The sequence below is a fragment of the Desulfosarcina sp. genome, from assembly GCF_041551955.1.
Taxonomy (GTDB): Bacteria; Desulfobacterota; Desulfobacteria; order Desulfobacterales; family Desulfosarcinaceae; genus Desulfosarcina.
Genome location: NZ_JBFELV010000002.1, coordinates 27,154 through 46,623, shown reverse-complemented (window position 1 = coordinate 46,623; position 19,470 = coordinate 27,154). Strand labels below are relative to the sequence as shown.

The following is a 19,470-nucleotide window of genomic DNA, read 5'->3' as shown; positions in this document are numbered from 1 at the left end:
GTTGATCCTGGCGGTTCATTGGATCACCTTTTTTCATGCCATCCAGGTTTCCAGCGTGGCCGTGGGCCTGCTGGCCTTTTCCACCTTCCCGGTGTTCATCACCTGCTTCGAGCCGTGGTGGTTTAAGGAAAAACGCCGCCCGATGGATATGGCCACAGCCCTTCTGGTCGTGTTGGGATTGTGCATCATGGTCTACCCGTCGTCTTTCGGCGGAGATGTATTTTCCGGTGTCTGTTGGGGGACCGTCTCCGGATTCACATTTGCCGTCCTCTCTCTGTTGAACCGCAAATGGGTAAGGCAATACCCACCGGTCGTCATCGCCTTCTACCAGAATGCCGGTGTGACCCTGCTGCTGCTGCCGTTGACGGCATGGGCAAATCTGCACATCGATGCCGGTCACTTGGGCATGCTGGCCCTGTTGGGTGTGGTCTGCACGGCCCTGTCCCACGCCCTGTTTATTCGCGGGTTGACTGTTGTCCGCGCCCAACTGGCATCCGTGATCGCCTGTCTCGAGCCCGTATATGGAATTGTCTTGGCCTATTTTCTGCTGCAAGAAATACCGTCGGTCTACACCCTTGCCGGAGGCGCTGTGATTCTGATGACCACCCTGCTGGCCATGGTTCGGCGGGCGGTGGTTTGACAATGGTATGGGATTGTGAAATGCACCAACAGCGGTAACCAACCATTACTTTTGGAGCGACTCGTGAAAGAAGATACCAATCCGGACATCATCGTTGATTTTATTACCGGGGAACCGGTGACCCATGTGGGGGCCGAGGCTAACCGTCAGCAGGTGGAACGATATCTGATCGACGTCAAAGGCTATCGGCGTGAAGATGTGATCGTGGATGCCCCGATCGATGTGGAGATCGACGGGGACGTGTATCGGTCGGCAGTGGACCTGATCATTCAAATCGAGAACAGACCGATAATGGCCGTCAAATGCGCGGCCGGCGCACTGGGATCAAGAGAGCGCGAAATCCTTTCGGCGGCGAGGCTTTTCAGCACGCCGCCGTTGCCGCTGGCGGTGGTGTCCGACGGGACTGCCGCTACGGTTCTGGATGCAGCGACCGGCAGGAAAACAGGGGATGGACTTGCCGCCATTCCCAGCAGAGACGAGGCGGTGATCCTATCCCGGACAGACCCGCTGCCCCTGTTAGCGCCCGACCACCTGGCCCGGGAGCGGTTGGTATTTCGATCCTATGATTCCATGAATGTCAATAGACGCAGCCGGGGCAGCTGAGATGCGTTCACGGTTCATTCTTGATGGACCCGTAAATAGTCGGATTTTAGACGGATCCGTAAAAAGGCCGAGATCAAGGCTTGCGAATCCCGAGGAATGAAGGTGTACTTACCCTACTCCGCAATGACGAGGGATGAAGCGTAACGAAGATATCGGATTTTTTACGGATCCGTCATTCTTCAAAGTCATAATTGCGCACCATCTTATCGGTAAACCGCATCAGCGGTCCGCGCCGTTCGGCCGCATAGCGACAAAGCCGTTCCCACCACCCGCCTCCCGTCAGGACCCGATGGATCGAATAATCCCGGGTGTCGAGAATGCCATTGACCTCGATCTGTTCGATGCCGACATCACCGTAAGCCGGACCCAGCATCATCGCGGCGGCGATCACGTCGATGGCGTGGGCTTTGGCCAGCACCCGGCTGTAAAGCTTGGAAAGGAGAACCGGTCGGCTGTCGTACCGCAGGCTCTTGGCAATGCCCACGATCCGAGCCACCGGGAAGCTGTGCAACTCTGTCGCACACCCGTAATCCTTGCTCATGACCATAAATGGGGTATTGTTGGTGACCACCAGCAGGTCCACGTCGTTGGGAAGATGGTCGCCGGGGTCACCGGCCAGATGTCTGGCCAGTGAGCCGAACAACAGCAGGGCTTTGGGGTGATATTCCGTAAGATCTGCTTTAACCCGTTCGATGGCGGACAGCATTGGTGCCAGATGATGGTCGTTTTCCACCATGCCTCCCAGTTGGGAAATAGGTTCAGACAAGCCAAGGACTGGAAGCGTGATTGTAGCGGGACCAACAAGGAAAGGCAAGGCGCCGCACCATCTGCCTGAAAGGCATCGGGAACGGCGCATCGGATGGCGTTCAGCAGGCCTGGGTTCTAATGGCCAGCCACTTCTTTACCGCAATGTTTGCAGACCTTGGCGCGCTTTTTGATGATTTCCGCGCAAAAAGGACATTCGCGGGTGTAGAATCGTTCGTGGATCTTTTTCACGGTGGCATCCACCTGCTCCTGCAGGCGCTGGTTGCCGAATTTAAGGTTGCGGATAGGTTCGATGGCCTCCAACTCACCAATATCCCCTATCATTTCGGCGGCCTTGAGACGAACCCGCACCGGTTCAGCCGAATCCATGAGCAGCCTCAGAATCGACACCCCGTCCTGGTTCACGTAACAGTCTGCAAGAATCGAGAAACCTTTTTTGATGTTTTGTTTCAGGACCTCTTCTTCGGCAAGCACCTGATCATCGATCACCTGGCCGGTTGCCCCAACCGGGCTGAATACCGGCATCAGCTCGAATTGCTCCGTACCGGGATAGTTCATGCAGCGGTAAGACGCGTGATGGGCGTAGTTTTCCATCATGTCGCCCCAGCCCTGGGTGTACAAAGGGCACTCGTCATTGAAGCACATGAACAGGTAGGGTGTCCCCCAGCCCAAACCGTCGCCGACGTTGATGGACGGCACCTCCCAGATGCTCATCTGCGCATTGCAATGGGGGCAGGCAGGCCGGACCATACCCATTATCTTCTCGAAAACTTCTTCTTTGGTTTCAAAAGCCATTAACAGCCCTCCATCATGCAAGGTGAATAGTGATTCATAAACGCCAGGCGATAAACATTAGCGATTAATTTAAGGCGTGGTTGGGTATTGTCAACTGAGCTGAAGGCAGTCCTGATCTGTCCGGCCGAAAACCATCGGACGCCTGCGCCGGAAAAAAATTAAAATAAGACTAAAGTTCCACCCACCAGGTGCCGATATAAAATTCGATACGTTTGCAAACCATCCGGCTGTGCCGGCAACTGCTCGTCAACCAGCGGGATCCGCCCGAAGGATAAGCAAAGGAGTTACCATCGGGCATGAATAAAAAGGAGAGGCATCATGGAAATCAATACAACCGATCAGGTCCAGGAGCTGAAAACCGCGACAAAAATCAGTGACGTCAAGCGTGAAAAAGAAGACGCGCCGGGCCGGCAGGCAGCGCAGTCCGAACAAAGCCCGGATTACCGGATCAGCTTGTCTAATGCATCTAAAAAGGCCGTTGGCGAACTGCCCCCCGCTCAGGCACCCGGCCGGGGGGCCGAAAAGGCCGACCTTTCCGAAGAAGACGCTGCCCGGGTGGCTCAGCAGGCCGCCAAGCAGTTATCCCAAACCAACCTCTCAATTTCCAATCACGCAATTCAGAAAGCGATTGATCTTTTCACCTGAGCGAAACAGCACACGCTCAGCCAACACCCGCGCTCACGAAAGCCGATTGACCGTTCCCCGCGGCCCCCGGTGAGCGGGACCGCTGCTTCGCTCCGGAAGGAAACGGGGAATGCAGGCGTTACCGCGGTTCATATCATAGCATCGGCTTATGCAGTTTAATGAACCGATGAAACAGCAGCGGTGCACCGGCAGCGATCCACAATCCCACCAGACCATAGCGGACATATCGAAACAGCCATGTCGGTTCTATCCCGGCACCACCGACCTTCAACCCGAAATAAATTATTGACAGGCCGCCGATACCTGTCAGGTAGCACGCTAACCGTTTCGCCAGAACGGGATTGATTTGAAACCCGATCCACCGGCGCTCTAAAACCACACCCAGGCTGGTTCCCATCAAAGCGGCAACGGTACTGATCACATATGGGTCCTGGTCTTTCACAAAAAAAGCGCCCACAACAGTGGCTGCAAACATAACGGGAATCGATCTCAAGGGTGAAAGCGTTTCCATCTTCTCAGCAACCGGGCGCTCCAATAATAAATCGGCAATTAAAAGCATACCGCCGATCAAATATCCCCCGGCCAGGTCCACCGGGAAATGGACGCCGAGGTAGAGCCGTGAAAGAGGGATGAAAAGGATCAATGCGGCGGCCAGCCACGACAGCCAGGTTTTCTGGAATCGGACGGCCAGGTAGCTCCAGACCACCACGGCTCCTTGGGTGTGGCCACTGGGAAATCCATTGCCACCGGCCGCTGCCAGTTGCATCACCGACGGATCCACCCAAAAGGGTCGGGGCATGCCGAACAACGCTTTGGCAATGGCGTTTACCGAGGCAGAAGTCAGAAAAAGGATGGCCAGCCCGGCCCCGATACGCCTATGGATGCACCAGTAAACGAGAGGTAGGAACAGCAGAAAAAACGACTCGTTGCCCAAAGCGGTGATGAGAATAAAGGGCAGATCGAGTGTCGGGCTGAACTGCTGTAGCCACACAATCAGCGATGTGTCGAATAAAAGCGCCATCATTTTGTCCAGCCTGGTTCAAGGCGTCCCAAAAGAAAGCCGGTCGGGAAGTTTCTCCCCGGCCGGCTTTGATATCGCGCGTTGATCAATCGGCTACCATCCCCAGGTCAGGTAATGATGAATGGAATCGGCCGCCTTGCGGCCGGCACCCATGGCCAAGATCACCGTAGCGGCGCCGGTCACGATGTCCCCACCGGCCCAGACACCCTTTTTGGTGGTTTTGCCGGTTTCCGGGTCGGCAACGATGTAGCCCCACTTGTTCAACTGCATGTCCGGGGTGGATTGGGTCAGCAGGGGGTTGGCCCCGGAGCCCACCGCCACGATGACTAGGTCGGTGTCCATGTGAAACTCCGAGCCTTTGATGGCGATGGGACGGCGGCGCCCGGAGTCGTCGGGTTCGCCAAGCTCCATTTTCAGGCACGTCATGCCGGTGAGCCGGCCCTTATCGTCACCCTTGAACTGAGTGGGGTTGGTCAGCAGGAAGAATTCGATGCCCTCCTCCTCGGCATGGTGGATCTCGGCGGCCCTGGCCGGCATTTCATCCCGGGATCGGCGGTAGACGATCTTGACGCTGTCCGCTCCCAGGCGCATGGCGGTCCGGGCAGAGTCCATGGCCACGTTGCCGGCACCCAGGACCACAACATTTTTCCCCCTGGGAATCGGGGTGTCCACATCCGGATAGCGGTAGGCTTTCATGAGATTGGCCCGGGTGAGGTATTCGTTGGCGGACAGGATGCCGATCAGGTTCTCGCCGGGTAGGTTCATGAACCGCGGCAGACCCGCCCCCACACCTAAATAAACGGCTTCGTAACCTTCTTCAAACAGCTCGTCCAGGCTGACAGTGCGACCGACCACGGCGTTCACTTCAAGGTTGACCCCCTGACGCTCCAGGAAGTTGATTTCCTGGGCCACAATGGCCTTGGGCAGACGGAATTCGGGAATACCGTAGACCAGCACGCCGCCGGGCTTGTGAAAGGCCTCCAACACGGTGACATCGTACCCTTTTTGAATCAGGTCGCCGGCCACCGTGAGGCCGGAGGGACCGGAGCCCACCACGGCCACTTTTTTGCCGGTGGAGGCTGCTTGGGGAGGCAGGGCGCCCGTACCGTTTTCCCGCTCCCAGTCAGCCACGAAGCGCTCGAGGTTGCCGATGGCCACGGGTTCTCCCCGTTTGCCCACGATGCACTTGCCCTCACACTGGATCTCCTGAGGGCAGACCCGGCCGCACACGGCGGGCAGCGCGTTTTTGGTCCAGACGTGCCGAATGGCACCGGTAAAGTCACCTTGGCTGATCAAGTTGATAAAGCCGGGAATGTCCACGCTTACCGGACAGCCGTCCACACACCCGGGCTTTTTGCACTGCAGGCATCGGGCGGCCTCTTCCTGGGCCATGACGACGGTGTAGCCGGTGGGTACTTCCTCGAAATTCCGTTTTCTGATTTCCGGTTTTTGTTCGGGCATCGCCACGCGGGATGCCTTTTCTTTTTTTACCGCTTTTTCCTTCATGGATCTCCTCCGCCTCAACAATTGCCGAGCGCTGTGCTGTTGGCAGGCCTTTCAGCCCAGCCTTGATTTTCAAAGCATGACCTTAACTGGTTTTTTTCAGATCGTCGATCAGGTCGCATCCCGAAGGGTGCAGTAATCTTCATAACAAGCTCTTTCGTCTTCACAATACGCCTGCAGCCGCAGCATCAATTCATCAAAATTAACCTGGTGTCCATCGAATTCCGGGCCGTCCACACAAGCAAATTTGGTTTCATCGCCAACGGATACCCGGCATCCCCCACACATGCCGGTACCGTCGATCATGATGGGATTCAGGCTCACCAGGGTTTTGACCTCGTATGGCCGGGTGAGGTTGGCCACGGCCCGCATCATGGGCACCGGCCCGATGCCCACCACCAGCTTGACGTCTCCGGCTTCCAGCACTTCTTTAAGGACATCGGTGACAAACCCGTGATGCCCGTAGGTACCGTCATCGGTGCAGACCCGCAGGTCGTTGGATGCCGCCTTCATCTGTGATTCGAGAATCAGCAGGTCTTTTGTCCGCGCACCGATGATGCAGGTGACCTCGTTGCCGATCTGTTTCAGGGCGCGGGTGATGGGATGAAGTACGGCCACACCGGTGCCACCGCCCACACAGACCACTTTACCCAGTTTTTCCAGATGGGTGGGCTTGCCCAACGGGCCGATGACGTCCTGGAAGGCATCGCCGACCTCGAGGGTCTTGAACAAGGCCGTCGATTTTCCCACGACCATGTATATGATCGTAAGGGTGCCTTTGTCCGGATCCGTGTCAGCCATGGTCAACGGGATCCGCTCCCCGTCCTCATTGGCCTTCAGGATCACGAATTGCCCGGGCTTTGCCTTCTTGGCAATCAGCGGTGCCTCGATTTCATTTAAAATTACGGTCCCTTCGGCCATCTCTTCCCGTTTTACGATCTTGAACATGCGCGTCCTCCAGTTTTTTCGTTGTCGTTGCAGCCGCCTTGCCGCAAAACATATCCTTTATTAATCAACTGAACTTGGCTAATATACATTCCCGGGTTTTGAAATCAAGCTCAAAACACAAGCATGTCGATATTTACCCGAATTGGCTCGGTTCTTATTAACCTTTTATTTTCATTATAATAATTGATTGGCCGACGATAGACTATGAAAATATTTGACAGCCACTGCCACCTGGATGATCGATCGTTCGAACCGGATTTCGAGGCGGTGCTGCATCGTGCCGCGGAAGCGGACGTCCACCGGATGCTGGTTGTCGGCATTGACAAGCGCACCTCGGACCGGGCTTTACGGCTGGCTAACAGGCATGCGGGCATTTTTGCATCGGTGGGGGTTCATCCCCACGACGCCCGCGCCTGCACCGAAGAGACCCTCGCCCATCTGAGCCTCCTGGCGTCCGGCCCAAAAGTGGTGGCCTGGGGGGAAATTGGCCTGGATTTCAACCGCATGTATTCCCCCAGAAAGGACCAGGAACGGTGGCTGATCCGCCAGCTGGAGATAGCCGAAACACTGGATCTGCCGTTGATTTTCCACGAGCGGGACAGCCAGGGGCGTCTGCTGGAGATTCTCGAGGCCACCACCGGCACCGGTCGACCCGCGGTAGTCCACTGCTTTAGCGGGACAGTGTCGGAGCTGGACCGGTACCTTAACATGGGGTTTTATATTGGAATCACGGGAATCGTCACTGTCAGCAAACGGGGAGAGCCCTTGAGGCAGATCATTCCGTCCATTCCGGCGGATCGGCTATTGATCGAGACCGATGCACCCTATCTAACGCCCACCCCCCAACGCAACAAATTTCGGCGCAACGAACCTGCATTCGTTCGCGAGATTCTGTTAAAAGTCGCCGAGGTTCGCAAGGAAGATCCGGCAGCGCTGGCGGAACGAATCTGGGACAACACCTGCAGGCTCTTTCGCATCGATCCGTCATTGTGAATGTTCACCGGTTCAGCGTTCACCCTTCTGGGTTTGTTTTCATTGAACCGTGAACCTATGAACCGTCCCTATTATGCAGCCATTAGGTGTTGCACGGCCTTCTCCAGACCGTCGATGGACAGTTCGAACATGGGAAAAATCTGGCGAATCATCATAACGGTGCGGGTGTAATTCCACATGGCGGCGGATACCGGGTTGAGCCATACGCTGTGGGGAAAGGTTTGCACGAGCATGCGCAGGCACTCGATGCTGGGTTGGCCAGTGCGGTCCTGGACGTAAATGGATCCATCCCGGGACATCAGTTCGTAGGGTGCCATGCTGGCGTCGCCCACCACGATGAGCCGGGTTTCCGGGTCCATGCGAGAGAGTTCGGCCATCCGGACGGGTTTGCGGTAGCGGGCCGCATCCTGCCAGACGGTGTCGTAGATGGTGTTGTGAAAGAAAAAGGTCTTGACCTCCTTGAACTGGGCACGGGCATAGTCGAACAGCGTCTGCACAACGGACACATAGGGGTCCATGGACCACCCGCCGTTGTCGATCGCCAGGATCACCTTAAGCCGGTCCTTCATGCGGCGGTCGAAAGCGATCTCGATCTCTCCGCCGTTTTTCATGGTCCGGTAGATGCTTTCATGGATGTTCAACTCATCACGGGGGCCGGCGGGTACCATGTTGCGCAGCCGCTTCAACGCTTCGCCCACCATGGCCTGGGTCAAGGGGCCGGACAGGGAGTAGTCTTTATAGCGACGCTCCAGGGCCACCTTGACGGCCGATTTGTTGCGCGACACCCCCCCCACGCGCATACCCCCGGGGTGAATGCCGGAGTGCCCCACCGGCGAGGTGCCACCGGTGCCAATCCACTTGCTGCCCCCGTCGTGGCGTCCATCCTGGTCCTTGAGGCGTTCTTTGAAGTAGGCAATCAGCTCTTCCGGGGTCATGCGGTTGAGCTGGTCTTCATCCATGCCCAGGGCATCGGCCATGGCCTTGGGATCCTTGAGCCACTGCTCCAGCAGGGCGCGGGCCATTTCGTCGATCGCCAGCCCCTCCGCGTCGGGCAGCTCGGTTCCCTGAAAATGGTGGGCGAACACCTGGTCGAAAAGGTCGAAGTAACGCTCGCTTTTGACCAGGATGGTCCGTGAAGCGGTATAGAATTCGTCCAGTGAGGAAATGAGGTGGTTGGCCAGAGCCCGGTGCAGGGTTAAAAATGCCGTGGGACTGACCGGCACGCCCATCTCCTTCAGCTTGTAAAAAAAAGCGAGAAACATAATCAGAACATCTTTCGGCGGTTGACAAAGGCGCTGGCCCGTTCGTAATCGCCGCTTTTTTTGAACAACACACCGAGAAAGGGCACGTCGCCCTTGGCCAGCCGTTTGGGTTTGAAATCGGGATCGGCGTTCAAGGCGCGGATCCAGTTGATCAGCTCCCGGGTGGCCGGCCGTTTTTCCACAGCTTCCAACTCCCGCATGTGGTAAAAGGCGGCGATGGCATTGTCCACCAGATCATCATGGATGTCGGGAAAATGCACACCGATGATCTTGCGCATCATCTTGGGATCCGGAAAGGCGATGTGGTGGAAGTTGCAGCGGCCCAGAAATGGATCGGAGAGGTCTTTTTTGGCATTGGAGGTGATGATGATTACCGGACGGTGCCGGGCCGACATGGTTTTGTCGATCTCGATGATGTCGAATTCCATCTGGTCCAGGACATCCAACATGTCGTCCTGAAAGTCGGTGTCCGCTTTATCGATTTCATCGATAAGCAGCACCGTGCGTTGGTCGGCCACGAACGCCTGACCGATTTTTCCCATTTTGATATACTCTTCGATGTTGCTCACATCCCGTCGACTGTCGCCGAACCGGCTGTCGTTGAGCCGGGTGAGCGTATCATACTGGTACAACGCCTCCACCAGCTTCATGCTGGATTTGACGTTGAGCACAATCAGCGGCATGTTGAGGCTCTCAGCGATGGCGTGGGCCAGCATGGTTTTGCCAGTGCCGGGCTCTCCCTTGAGCAGCAGGGGCATTTCCAAGGACATGGAAATATTGACGATTTGGGCCAGTTCTTCATCCAGCACGTAGCGTGTCGCCCCGGCAAATGACGCATCTGATGGTAGTGCGGTCATGAACACCTCTCTCAAGAATAAATGGTAAACTGAATTATAGGCTTCAAGATAATGTTTTTGGGAAGGCCAGAGGGAGAAGGCTGTATTGCAATGCGCCGCCGACCAATTACGCACCCAAAAACATTATCTTAAAGTCTATAGAACGTTTCGCGAACGGTTGCCGACAGATCCCGGGTCAATACCAGAACCCGATTAGCCTGGTCAAGGGTCAGGGAGCCGAGACCGCAACTGGGGGTGATGAAAGATAGCGCACGCAAGGTCGCTGGAGCGATGCCCAGGGCTTCAATCTGACAAAATCGTCGCGTCATCGCGGCATAGAGCGAGTCGACGGTCTCCCGCTCAATCTCCTCGGGTTTCAACGTGGGAACGATGCCCCAGGCGAGAAACCGTCCGGATTCCAGAAACTTGCGGATTTGGGGGCCGTAGAGAACAAATCGGTCGAAATAGGCGTAGGCGTCAAAATTGACGATATCCGCACCGGATTCCAGCACCAGAGACCAGTCCGTATTGGCGCACACGTGGATACCGGCCAGTCCGCCATCGGTGTGGATGGCCTCAACCACCTCCCTGAGGCAACCGAGAATCTCTTCCTTGGAAATGCTGATCAGTTCGGACGACCCAAAACCGGCCAGGGCCGGCTCATCGATAAAGATGATTACCGGGCATCCCTTCCCGGAGAGGGTGCGGACCTGCCAGCGGGCGTTGAGGGCCAGGTGCTTGACCGCCGCCTCGCGCAAGGTTTCATTGTAGAAAATTGCCCGGCCGTCCTGGTCCCTAACCCCGGTACAGAAGGTAACAGGGCCGGTCACCTGCCCTTTGACCGCGGCGGGTTGAGACGCCAACCGGCTCAGTGCGGCCAGCAAGGCCGCCATACCCTTTCCGGTGGTCTCAGTCAGCGCAAAACGGGAAGCGGGCAGCCGGTCTGGATCCTCTTGGGTTGCCATGTAGTCTTCGAAAAATAAAAGCAGGTCGTCGTCGAAGGATCCGGCGGCGGCGTCGATGAAGAATTTACCGCCCTGGCTGACCACACCCGGCATTCCCGGCAGAAATTGCATCAGCATACCCTCTTCCGGGAAAATCGGCAGCTGCACCCAAAGTGGAATGGCCGGCGTGTAATTCATGATCAGGCGGGAAGCCGCCAGGTGGTCGTTCATGGGAAAACTGCCAATCAGCAGCGGCAGGCAGTCGGGGGTGAACGTCTGAAGCATCGGCGGTTCCTTTCGCTGACTTGGGGATAGGCCGCTTTTTACCATGGCGCCGGCGGTTAAACAAGGATGCGGTGAATATCTCCCTTTGGAATCCTCAACGGGCATTTTCACACGGGTCGGATTGACACCCATGGGACACAATGATATTGTCTGGCCTTACATCAAACACTTCACGCGGTTACGGTGGGCAAGCCATGGGAAACATTATCTCCCTTGACGAAAAACTTAAGTGCACCCAAAAAAAACAAGACGCCATCATCAGAAAAAGAAAGCTGTTGGCCGTCAGAAAAATTTTCCGATGTACACACTGCGTTGCCAAATGCGAAAAGTGCGGTGTCCAGATGACGACGGGAACCAATCCGGCAGTACCGGGATACAGGGTCCCCTATAATTTTTGCGACAGCTGTTCGGAAGAGTACGTCGAGTATATCGAAACACTCAAAGGCAAGAAAAACGAGGACTTTTATTGGCACAACGATGCCTGGATGAATGTGTGGTCCTCCTGGATCGAGCACCAGGGCGCCGTTGACAGCTACTTGAAGTCAAAAGAATTTGAGCGACTGCTCGACGAATTGAAACCGAATCAGACCTGATTGGGCACATCCCCCAACGCAACGGCAGGCCGGACCGGGAGCGTTGCGCTTTAATGCGGTTTACCACAGGAGGAACCTATGTTTGGAATCGGAATGCCGGAATTAATCATTATCCTGGTCATCATTCTTATCATCTTTGGAGTGGGCAAACTGCCGGAAATCGGAGGCGGCATGGGAAAGGCCATCCGTAATTTTAAAAATGCCTCCAAGGAAGCAGAAAATGAGCCGCCGGAAAAACTGGAAGACGATAAAAAAGCGTAGCCGTTGACTTTTGAGAGGACTGGTACGCCATTCAAGCCGTTCCTGCGGATGTCCGATCCCCTCGCAGGACCGGCTTTTCTTTTAAAGCGAGGGGAGGAAAATCGGATTGAGCATAAAACATGGATTCGATAGCGTGTTTATTGACTGCGCCAACGCTTGAAAACCGCAATAAACTGATCCCCGTAGCGTTCCAGCTTGCTCTGACCGATGCCTGAAATATCCAGCAGGTCCTCCCGGGCGACGGGGCGGCGGGCCGCCATCTCCATGAGAGTCTTGTCATGGAATATCACGTAGGGAGGGACGCTCAATTCCCTGGAGAGTTCCAGCCGAAGCCGCCTCAACTGTTCCCAGAGTGCCGGCGGCACGGATTCGCTGACCGCGACATCCGCCGCGCTTTCGTTGTTTCGGTAGGTTGCCGCTTTGATCGGTTTCGGATCCCTGCGGAAGACAACCGGTGCCTCGTTCTTTAAAATTTTCCAGCTGTTTTCGTTCAGGCGAAACCCGCTTCTGGCGGCCAGGTCCGTGTCCAGACAGCCCGCTGCCAGCAGCTGACGAAATACCGAGTGCCACTGCTTCGGTGCCAGTTCCTGGCCCATACCGAAGGTTTTAATGCGATGATGACCGAATCGCTGCATGCGTGCGGTGGCGTTGCCTGTCAGCACATCGATAAGATAGACCGCGCCGAAACGCTGGCCGGTGCGGTAGACGCAAGACAGGGCCTTCTGGGCGGCGACGGTGCCGTCCCATGTGTCAACCGGCTCGGTGCAATTGTCGCAGCCATCGCACGGGGGAGCGTATGTTTCGCCGAAATAGCCCAAAAGCCCTTTTCGCCGGCATTCGGGGCTTTCGCAGAAGCCCAGAAAAGCCCCCAGCTTGCGCTGCTGAACCGATTTAAATGCCTCGTTTGCGTTGGACAGGTCCTGCAGGTTGCGCATGGCCACCACATCGGACATCGAGTAAAACAGCCAGGCCTCGGCCGGTTGCCCGTCACGACCGGCGCGACCCGTCTCCTGGTAGTAGGCCTCCATACTCGACGGCAGATCCAAGTGAACCACGACACGTATGTCCGGCTTGTCGATGCCCATACCAAAGGCGACGGTGGCCACCATCACCAATCCGTCTTGCATTAAAAACCGCCGCTGATTCCGGCGGCGGACATCGGCATCCAACCCGGCATGGTAAGGCAAGGCTGAAAACCCTTTCTCTTTGAGCCAGCGGGCAGTGGCATCAGCCCGCTTGCGGGTGCGCACATATACGATTCCCGCATGCCCGTCATGCCGCTCCCGCAGCACGGCAAGCAGCTGCTGTTTGTCGTTCTGCTTGATCTGGACACGGTAGAAGATGTTGGGACGGTCGAAACTAGCCACAAACCGGGCAGCATCGGCCAGGTGGAGTTTGCTTACGATCTCCCGTCGGGTGGCCGGATCAGCCGTGGCGGTCAGGGCGATTCGCGGCACACCCGGAAAACGCCGGGTGACGTCGGCGATCTGCAGGTACTCCGGCCGAAAATCGTGTCCCCAGTGGGAGACGCAATGCGCCTCATCGATGGCGAACAGGGACAGGTTCATGTTGGTCAGCAGACGCTGGAACCGATCGGTGAGTAGCCGCTCCGGAGCCACATAGAGCAAGTCGCAATCGCCGCGGACGGCGATTGCTTCCACCCGCAGGGCCTCCTCCGCGGCAAGGCTGGAATTGAGAAAATGCGCCCGGATCCCATATTGGCGTAAGTCTGTCACCTGGTCCTGCATCAAGGCGATCAGCGGAGAAATCACCACACCGACACCAGACCGGATGATGGCTGGAATCTGAAAGCAGAGGGACTTGCCGCTGCCGGTAGGCATGAGGGCGAAAACATCACGGCCGCGAAGCAGGGTGTCGACGATCGCTTTCTGGTTGTCCCGAAAGGATGGAAAACCGAAGACCCGCTTGAGGATGGATTCGGGATTGGCGTCGCCTGGCGCGAGGGATCGGCTCGAGGGGTTATCTTTCCTGTCTTCTACCATCGGTTCCAGCTCCCCCTCTTCACCGAAGCCCCATTCAGGCGGCAATTCGTCCTTCTGGATTGAAAGGGCCAACGGGTTTGCATGACCGCAGGACGGGCAATGAACCTCGACATTTTCAGCACTGGCGCCATCCCGACTGAGAGAAAAGGCAGATCGGCCTTTGGGGCAGCAGATATTCTTGCTTTCATATAGATTCCGGGCTAACGAACGATGGCAAAACCTACCCGGAAGGCGTCACTTCGCTCGTCATAACGAATCAGGGTCTCAGCATATCCGCTGAAATATTGGGCCTGCAAGTAGAAATTCAGGCTTTTCCCCAGCAGCCGCGCCATGGGATAGGTCAGGTCCAACTGCACCGATGCCCCTTTTCTGGCCCACCATAGGTGGGAATTCAGAGCCAGCCCCTCCGGATTCATGATGCCCACTTCCAGATCGACATACCCCCGATAGTCCGACAGGTCAGCATTGTTTTCATTTTCGTTTTCCACATAGGTAAATACCTTAGGTGCGATTTTCATATGGTAGGGGCCGGCCAGGTGAAGGCCCATGATGGGCTTGATATATAGGTAGTTGGTGCTGCGGGAGGCGCTACCGGCCCTGCCGTTGGATTCATGCTGAAAGCCACCTTGGATGCCGAAAGCGGAGATGCGCGCCAGGTTCAGATCGAGCGTTGGCAGCAGATAGAAAGCTTCCGGCATGTAGCTGGTGTCGTCAAATGGCTTGGAATCGCCTTTCAGGTCCCAGATAGACCGCTGGGTATATCCGAGATGAAATCCGGTCACCCAGGGAGCTATCTCCGCCAGATAACCCTTGGGGTTGAATAGCCGGTATTTGAAGCTGAACTGGAATTTGCTTTGGTCCAAACCCGGATCCACACCCAGCAAAAAATACATGGGTTCATAGACGGACAGGTCATCCAGAAAAGACTGGAGCATGGTGGGCCCCTCATCCAGGGGCACTTGCTGGCCGACCCACGCTTCCGGGGGGGCTTTCTCCACCGAGATGATGAGTGGATTCGTATCGATCGTCTCCAGCATGATCCGGACTGAACCCATGGCGTAGACCGGCAGAAGTATGGCGTATTGCCGTTTGGCAAATCCCCGTCCGGGGATTTCTACATGGGAATCCACCTCACTCCCCACCAGATCGGCATCGACAAAGACCGTTGATTGACCGGTGTCTATTCGGCAGGTCACTGTTGGCGGCAGTTCGCGGGTGATGGCGACGGGTGTGTTGTTGTGCAGATATAGATCCAGCATCACCGTATCCGCACCCTGGGCCGGTTCTCGAGGCGGTGTCAGCACCATCTCCAGATCGGCTGACCAGGCCATGGTGGTCATCAGCAGTGTCAGCACAACTGCCCATTGCACTGGTATTTTCATCGTCGTCTCCTTAAGAATGAGATTACCACCATTGACCTGGAATGCCAGGGCCGGCAGGTTATCTGCCACCTGTGCTGACCGATGGTTAATGGGCCCGCACCGCCGGCATGGGGGTGCCGAAACATGGCAGCGGTCGATCGAGATGTATTCTTAGCATACCGGGAGAGGTTTTTCACGGTTTTGTGCAGGCTGGCAGTCGATCTTTATCACGGGGATGAAAGATGACCGAGTCCTTGTTGTTGAGCCAGCGCATCGCACCACGGGCTACAATGCCTGCGCCTCCAACGGCGGGGTTATCGTGGTCCATCCGGAGGCCGAACGGATCACCCAGGACATCAATCGCTGCGAATTTGTCAGACGGATGCGGCTGGAAAAACCCCGGAGAAGCCGACGCCCGCCCCAAACCCATGTATATGGCCTATTTCGAACCCAGGGACTGGATCATTGCCGTACCCTCCTATCGCAAGGCGTTCTGTACACTGGCGAACATCGAGAATGACAAGGACAGCGTGCTATCCCTGAAGTTCAACCAGAGCGGCTATGCATTCGTCACCGACAACAAGGGCAAGGTGATCATCCACCTGTTTCACATCGTTCAGGAATGGTGAACAATGCAGTTCGCCATGGGAAAGCAACAGCGGTTACCATCACGCTGGACGGTGATAGAGAACGTATGAAGTTGTCCGTTGACGACGACGGGCGGGGCATTCCGCCAGGTCCGGAAACCGACGGCATGGGCTTGCGTAACATGGGGTTTCGTGCCAATATGATCCACGTTGCGCTGGACATCCGGACCTCCGAAGGCGGCGGAACCGCGGTGCAGGTTTCCCTTAAGCGGTAATTGAATCCTCCCCGCGGCTTACCGCTGGAAGGATTCATCGGAAGGAAAAAATAAGCGATTTCCAGTTCACTCGCCAGCTCCGCCGTAAGCGGCGGGGATTGCGCTTGCTATCGCGTTTCAGCGCCCCCGACCAACCCATGACCGAGTCAACAAAAACATGCCTGTCTTAGTCCTTTCCATGCACGACCAGTTTCTCTGCGCCGAACGCGCCATTCACGCCGGCACACGGGGATATATCATGAAACAGGAGGCCATGGAGTCGGTGGTCATCGCGATCCGCCAAGTGCTTGCAGGAAAAGTCGATCTCAACGACCAAGTCAAGGATCAAATCCTTTTCAATCTGGCCGACGGTAATACCGGAGGCGGCCGATCCCCCATGGAGCGGCTGACGGATCGGGAGTTGGAGGTGTTCTGCATGATCGGGAAGGGTTTCTCCACCCGCGAAATCGCCTCCACGCTCCACCTGAGCATCAAGCCCATCGGAACCTACCGCGAATGGATCAAAGAGACGTTAAACCTGAAGCACGCCAACGAACTGGTGCGCCATGCCGTTCACCGGGAGAAGACCGGTAAAAATCCAAACGGAGCGCCGTCACGTTGATCCTTCAGCCAACACCGCCGTTGTCACCCGGTCGGTGTCCCGGCATTCCCGCCAACATTCGAAAAATCGGACGATCATGGATTATTTTCTCTGCGTGATAGGCATGGTGATGATCATCGAAGGCGTTCCCTATTTTGCGGCACCGGATCTGATGAAGGGTTGGATGGCCAAAATAATGGAAATGGCTCCTGGATCCCTTCGCCGGTTCGGATTGGTGATGATGGTGGCTGGGTTGGTGTTGGTTTATATGGGGCGGCGATAGATAGTGTCCATTTATCCATTCTTGTACAAGTAAAAGAATTTCATCACCTTTTTAACATACGCCTCCGTTTCCGCAATGGGCGGGATGCCGCGGTGCGTATCCACAGCCCGGGGACCGGCATTGTATGCGGCCAGGGCCAGCGGCACCTGTCCGTCAAACCGCTGAATCAAAGCCTTCAGGTAGCGAGCGCCGCCCATGATGTTCTGCCAGGGATCGAACGGGTCATAAACACTGAAGGCCTCCAGGTTCGCCGGCATGATCTGCATAAGCCCCAGCGCTCCCTTTTTGGATACCGCCTTGGGGTCGAAAGCCGATTCGGCGCGAATCACCGCCTTGAGCAATGGAAAGTCCACCCCGTGAAGACCGGCGGCTTCGTCAATATATCGGTCGAACCGATCGGCGTCCATCTGGATTCCCTGGCGTTTGGGGCGCTCCTTGATGTAAATGCGATAGTCGCTGGAGGTGGGAGCATTGGTGAAATGCATGACCCCTTGGCTGTCGATGTACATGTAGATATCGGCCGCAGCAGGCAGCGCCAGCAACACCATTAGAAAGACGGCGATCCAGGTACCGGGTCTCCAGATCGGATTGTTTAGAATCGACGTGCGCATGCGTTTTCTGCCATCAAAGGTAATGCAACGACCTTCATCCTGGTTTCATTTCCGATGGTATCGGCACAACATGTCGATTTGTAAAGTTTTTTCTTCTTCATGGCAAGAAAAAAGGGTGCGGTTGCGGCGACGGCACGAAGCTTGACACAACTTTGGTTTCCGCATATAGACCGGTTCAACTTTCTCGTATTCCCCACGCTATCCCAATTTCCCATAGGAGGTGTTATGTCCGCGCAACCGTCCGCCACCGATTACGAATTCAGCCTGAAACACAGCCTGGTGGGCGCCCAGATGCTGTTTGTCGCCTTCGGCGCCCTGGTGCTGGTTCCCCTGCTCACTGGCTTGAATCCCAACGTCGCCCTGTTCACCGCCGGCGCGGGAACCCTTATATTCCAGTTCATCACCAAGCGCATGGTGCCTATTTTCCTGGCATCCTCTTTTGCGTTTATCGCGCCGATCATCTATGGGGTAAACACCTGGGGCATTCCTGGCACCATGTGCGGCCTGGCGGCTGCCGGACTGCTTTACGTCGTGCTGAGCTTGTGCATCAAAGCCTTCGGTGCCGGTTTTCTGCACAAACTGCTGCCGCCGGTGGTGGTGGGCCCGGTGATCATGGTCATCGGGCTCGTTCTGGCACCGGTGGCCGTTCACATGGCCATGGGCCGCACCGGCGATGGTTCGGCATGGCTGGTGCCCCAGAGCACGGCCATGATCGTAGCCGGAGTGTCCCTTCTGGTGACCATTCTCACCTCGCTATTGGGGAAAGGCTGGTTTCGTCTGATACCGATTCTCGTCGGTGTCGGAGCCGGCTACGCGGCAGCGCTGATTCTCGACTTTATCGGTGTTTCCGGTTCGATTCAGGCCGGTTTCGATGCCGGCGCCCTGGAAAACTTTACCGGCCCCCTTCTGGTCAGCTTCAAACCGCTGGCAGACGCACCCTGGTTTGCCGTACCTGATTTCGTCCTACCCGAATGGAATCTTCAGGCCATCGTTTTCATCGTACCGGTCGCCATCGCCCCAGCCATCGAACATTTCGGGGACATCCTGGCCATCGGCAGTGTCACCGGAAAGGATTTCGTCAAGGCGCCGGGCATTCACCGCACCATGATGGGCGACGGCATCGCCACCTCTGTTGCCTCTTTTTTAGGGGGGCCGCCCAACACCACCTACAGCGAGGTGACCGGTGCGGTGACCCTCACCCGGATGTTCAATCCCGGCATCATGACCTGGGCCGCCATTTTCGCCATCGCCCTGGCGTTTATCGGCAAGATGGGCGCCCTACTCCAGACCATTCCGGTGCCGGTGATGGGCGGAATTATGCTGCTGCTTTTCGGCGCCATTACCGTCGTGGGGCTAAACACACTGGTGAAGGCAGGAGAGGACCTCACGGAACCCCGCAACCTGGCGATCGTTGCCCTGATCTTGGTCTGCGGCATCGGTGGCATGGTGCTTCCTTTTGGCAAATTCACCCTGGGGGGCATTGGCCTTTCCGGAATTTTGGGGGTCCTACTCAACCTGATACTGCCGGGTAAACAGCCTAACTGAGCCGTCATTGATTTTGATGATGTCCACCCAGCGCCCCTTTCGAATTGACCCGGCAGGGGCGTTTCTATGGCAATGGGGATCCTGGCCGCAGGCGGTTTTCTGCCGGATAACCATCCAGTCGCTGTATGCAG

Annotated in this window: 22 protein-coding genes; 11 read left to right on the top strand and 11 right to left on the bottom strand. The window is 56.5% G+C overall.

Annotation, left to right across the window (positions count from 1 at the left end; all coding sequences use genetic code 11):
* Together ABYV26_RS00575 and ABYV26_RS00570 are read left to right on the top strand one after the other, a co-directional pair.
* Nucleotides 1–640, top strand: a 640-nt coding sequence (locus ABYV26_RS00575) for a DMT family transporter (RefSeq protein WP_372677140.1), incomplete at its 5' end; no start/stop codon positions are given.
* Between the two features lie 63 nt (nt 641–703).
* A complete protein-coding gene (locus ABYV26_RS00570) occupies nt 704–1,243 on the top strand; it encodes a type I restriction enzyme HsdR N-terminal domain-containing protein (protein WP_372677138.1) in 540 nt (179 codons plus the stop codon).
* Between the two features lie 172 nt (nt 1,244–1,415).
* Here ABYV26_RS00570 and ABYV26_RS00565 read toward each other — a convergent pair whose 3' ends face one another.
* Nucleotides 1,416–1,976: a hypothetical protein gene (locus tag ABYV26_RS00565; protein WP_372677136.1), complete on the bottom strand. Its 561-nt coding sequence runs from the start codon at nt 1,974–1,976 to the stop codon at nt 1,416–1,418.
* A 149-nt stretch (nt 1,977–2,125) separates the two neighbouring features.
* On the bottom strand, nt 2,126–2,803 hold the full coding sequence (locus ABYV26_RS00560; RefSeq protein WP_372677134.1) for a zinc ribbon domain-containing protein: 678 nt from the start codon (nt 2,801–2,803) through the stop codon (nt 2,126–2,128).
* Between the two features lie 318 nt (nt 2,804–3,121).
* On the opposite strand from ABYV26_RS00560, the gene ABYV26_RS00555 reads away from it, so the two are divergent.
* The gene (locus ABYV26_RS00555) at nt 3,122–3,448 is read left to right on the top strand and encodes a hypothetical protein (RefSeq protein ID WP_372677132.1); all 327 of its coding nucleotides are present in this window, start codon (nt 3,122–3,124) and stop codon (nt 3,446–3,448) included.
* 133 nt (nt 3,449–3,581) lie between these two features.
* On the opposite strand, the gene ABYV26_RS00550 is transcribed toward ABYV26_RS00555, so the two are convergent.
* The 3 genes from ABYV26_RS00550 to ABYV26_RS00540 all read right to left on the bottom strand — a co-directional run bounded on the left by ABYV26_RS00550 (nt 3,582) and on the right by ABYV26_RS00540 (nt 6,920).
* Nucleotides 3,582–4,472, bottom strand: coding sequence for a phosphatase PAP2 family protein (locus ABYV26_RS00550; protein WP_372677130.1), 891 nt, complete (start codon nt 4,470–4,472; stop codon nt 3,582–3,584).
* Nucleotides 4,473–4,562: 90 nt separating this feature from the next.
* Nucleotides 4,563–5,975, bottom strand: coding sequence for an NADPH-dependent glutamate synthase (gene gltA / locus ABYV26_RS00545; protein WP_372677128.1), 1,413 nt, complete (start codon nt 5,973–5,975; stop codon nt 4,563–4,565).
* 108 nt (nt 5,976–6,083) lie between these two features.
* Nucleotides 6,084–6,920: a sulfide/dihydroorotate dehydrogenase-like FAD/NAD-binding protein gene (locus ABYV26_RS00540; RefSeq protein WP_372677126.1), complete on the bottom strand. Its 837-nt coding sequence runs from the start codon at nt 6,918–6,920 to the stop codon at nt 6,084–6,086.
* 204 nt (nt 6,921–7,124) lie between these two features.
* Between ABYV26_RS00540 and ABYV26_RS00535 the strand changes: the two genes are divergently transcribed.
* On the top strand, nt 7,125–7,913 hold the full coding sequence (locus ABYV26_RS00535) for a TatD family hydrolase (protein ID WP_372677124.1): 789 nt from the start codon (nt 7,125–7,127) through the stop codon (nt 7,911–7,913).
* A gap of 71 nt (nt 7,914–7,984) precedes the next feature.
* On the opposite strand, the gene ABYV26_RS00530 is transcribed toward ABYV26_RS00535, so the two are convergent.
* From ABYV26_RS00530 to ABYV26_RS00520, 3 genes are all read right to left on the bottom strand, one after another.
* Entirely contained in the window at nt 7,985–9,175 is a 1,191-nt protein-coding gene (locus ABYV26_RS00530) for a VWA domain-containing protein (RefSeq protein WP_372677122.1), read from the bottom strand.
* 2 nt (nt 9,176–9,177) lie between these two features.
* Nucleotides 9,178–10,032 (bottom strand): AAA family ATPase, encoded by an 855-nt coding sequence (locus tag ABYV26_RS00525; RefSeq protein ID WP_372677120.1) that lies wholly within the window; start codon nt 10,030–10,032, stop codon nt 9,178–9,180.
* Between the two features lie 128 nt (nt 10,033–10,160).
* Nucleotides 10,161–11,240 (bottom strand): hypothetical protein, encoded by a 1,080-nt coding sequence (locus tag ABYV26_RS00520; RefSeq protein WP_372677118.1) that lies wholly within the window; start codon nt 11,238–11,240, stop codon nt 10,161–10,163.
* A gap of 194 nt (nt 11,241–11,434) precedes the next feature.
* Here ABYV26_RS00520 and ABYV26_RS00515 point away from each other — a divergent pair, with 194 nt between their 5' ends.
* Together ABYV26_RS00515 and tatA are read left to right on the top strand one after the other, a co-directional pair.
* Nucleotides 11,435–11,833, top strand: coding sequence for a hypothetical protein (locus tag ABYV26_RS00515; protein ID WP_372677116.1), 399 nt, complete (start codon nt 11,435–11,437; stop codon nt 11,831–11,833).
* 78 nt (nt 11,834–11,911) lie between these two features.
* Entirely contained in the window at nt 11,912–12,094 is a 183-nt protein-coding gene (tatA, locus tag ABYV26_RS00510) for a twin-arginine translocase TatA/TatE family subunit (protein WP_372677115.1), read from the top strand.
* A gap of 137 nt (nt 12,095–12,231) precedes the next feature.
* On the opposite strand, the gene recQ is transcribed toward tatA, so the two are convergent.
* Together recQ and ABYV26_RS00500 are read right to left on the bottom strand one after the other, a co-directional pair.
* On the bottom strand, nt 12,232–14,142 hold the full coding sequence (gene recQ, locus ABYV26_RS00505; protein WP_372677113.1) for a DNA helicase RecQ: 1,911 nt from the start codon (nt 14,140–14,142) through the stop codon (nt 12,232–12,234).
* 155 nt (nt 14,143–14,297) lie between these two features.
* Nucleotides 14,298–15,479 carry a phospholipase A gene (locus tag ABYV26_RS00500; RefSeq protein ID WP_372677111.1) on the bottom strand — a complete coding sequence of 394 codons (1,182 nt, stop codon included), beginning with the start codon at nt 15,477–15,479 and terminating at the stop codon, nt 14,298–14,300.
* 350 nt (nt 15,480–15,829) lie between these two features.
* On the opposite strand from ABYV26_RS00500, the gene ABYV26_RS00495 reads away from it, so the two are divergent.
* From ABYV26_RS00495 to ABYV26_RS00480, 4 genes are all read left to right on the top strand, one after another.
* Nucleotides 15,830–16,087 carry a cache domain-containing protein gene (locus ABYV26_RS00495; RefSeq protein WP_372677109.1) on the top strand — a complete coding sequence of 86 codons (258 nt, stop codon included), beginning with the start codon at nt 15,830–15,832 and terminating at the stop codon, nt 16,085–16,087.
* Nucleotides 16,081–16,320: a sensor histidine kinase gene (locus ABYV26_RS00490; protein ID WP_372677107.1), complete on the top strand. Its 240-nt coding sequence runs from the start codon at nt 16,081–16,083 to the stop codon at nt 16,318–16,320. Before ABYV26_RS00495 ends, ABYV26_RS00490 begins: the two co-directional genes overlap by 7 nt.
* Before the next feature lie 157 nt (nt 16,321–16,477).
* Nucleotides 16,478–16,921: a LuxR C-terminal-related transcriptional regulator gene (locus tag ABYV26_RS00485; protein WP_372677105.1), complete on the top strand. Its 444-nt coding sequence runs from the start codon at nt 16,478–16,480 to the stop codon at nt 16,919–16,921.
* A 76-nt stretch (nt 16,922–16,997) separates the two neighbouring features.
* Nucleotides 16,998–17,183 carry a DUF2065 domain-containing protein gene (locus tag ABYV26_RS00480; RefSeq protein WP_372677103.1) on the top strand — a complete coding sequence of 62 codons (186 nt, stop codon included), beginning with the start codon at nt 16,998–17,000 and terminating at the stop codon, nt 17,181–17,183.
* A gap of 11 nt (nt 17,184–17,194) precedes the next feature.
* On the opposite strand, the gene ABYV26_RS00475 is transcribed toward ABYV26_RS00480, so the two are convergent.
* On the bottom strand, nt 17,195–17,794 hold the full coding sequence (locus ABYV26_RS00475) for a transglycosylase SLT domain-containing protein (protein ID WP_372677101.1): 600 nt from the start codon (nt 17,792–17,794) through the stop codon (nt 17,195–17,197).
* Nucleotides 17,795–18,019: 225 nt separating this feature from the next.
* Here ABYV26_RS00475 and ABYV26_RS00470 point away from each other — a divergent pair, with 225 nt between their 5' ends.
* Nucleotides 18,020–19,339, top strand: coding sequence for a uracil-xanthine permease family protein (locus ABYV26_RS00470; RefSeq protein ID WP_372677099.1), 1,320 nt, complete (start codon nt 18,020–18,022; stop codon nt 19,337–19,339).
* Nucleotides 19,340–19,470: the final 131 nt, after the last annotated feature.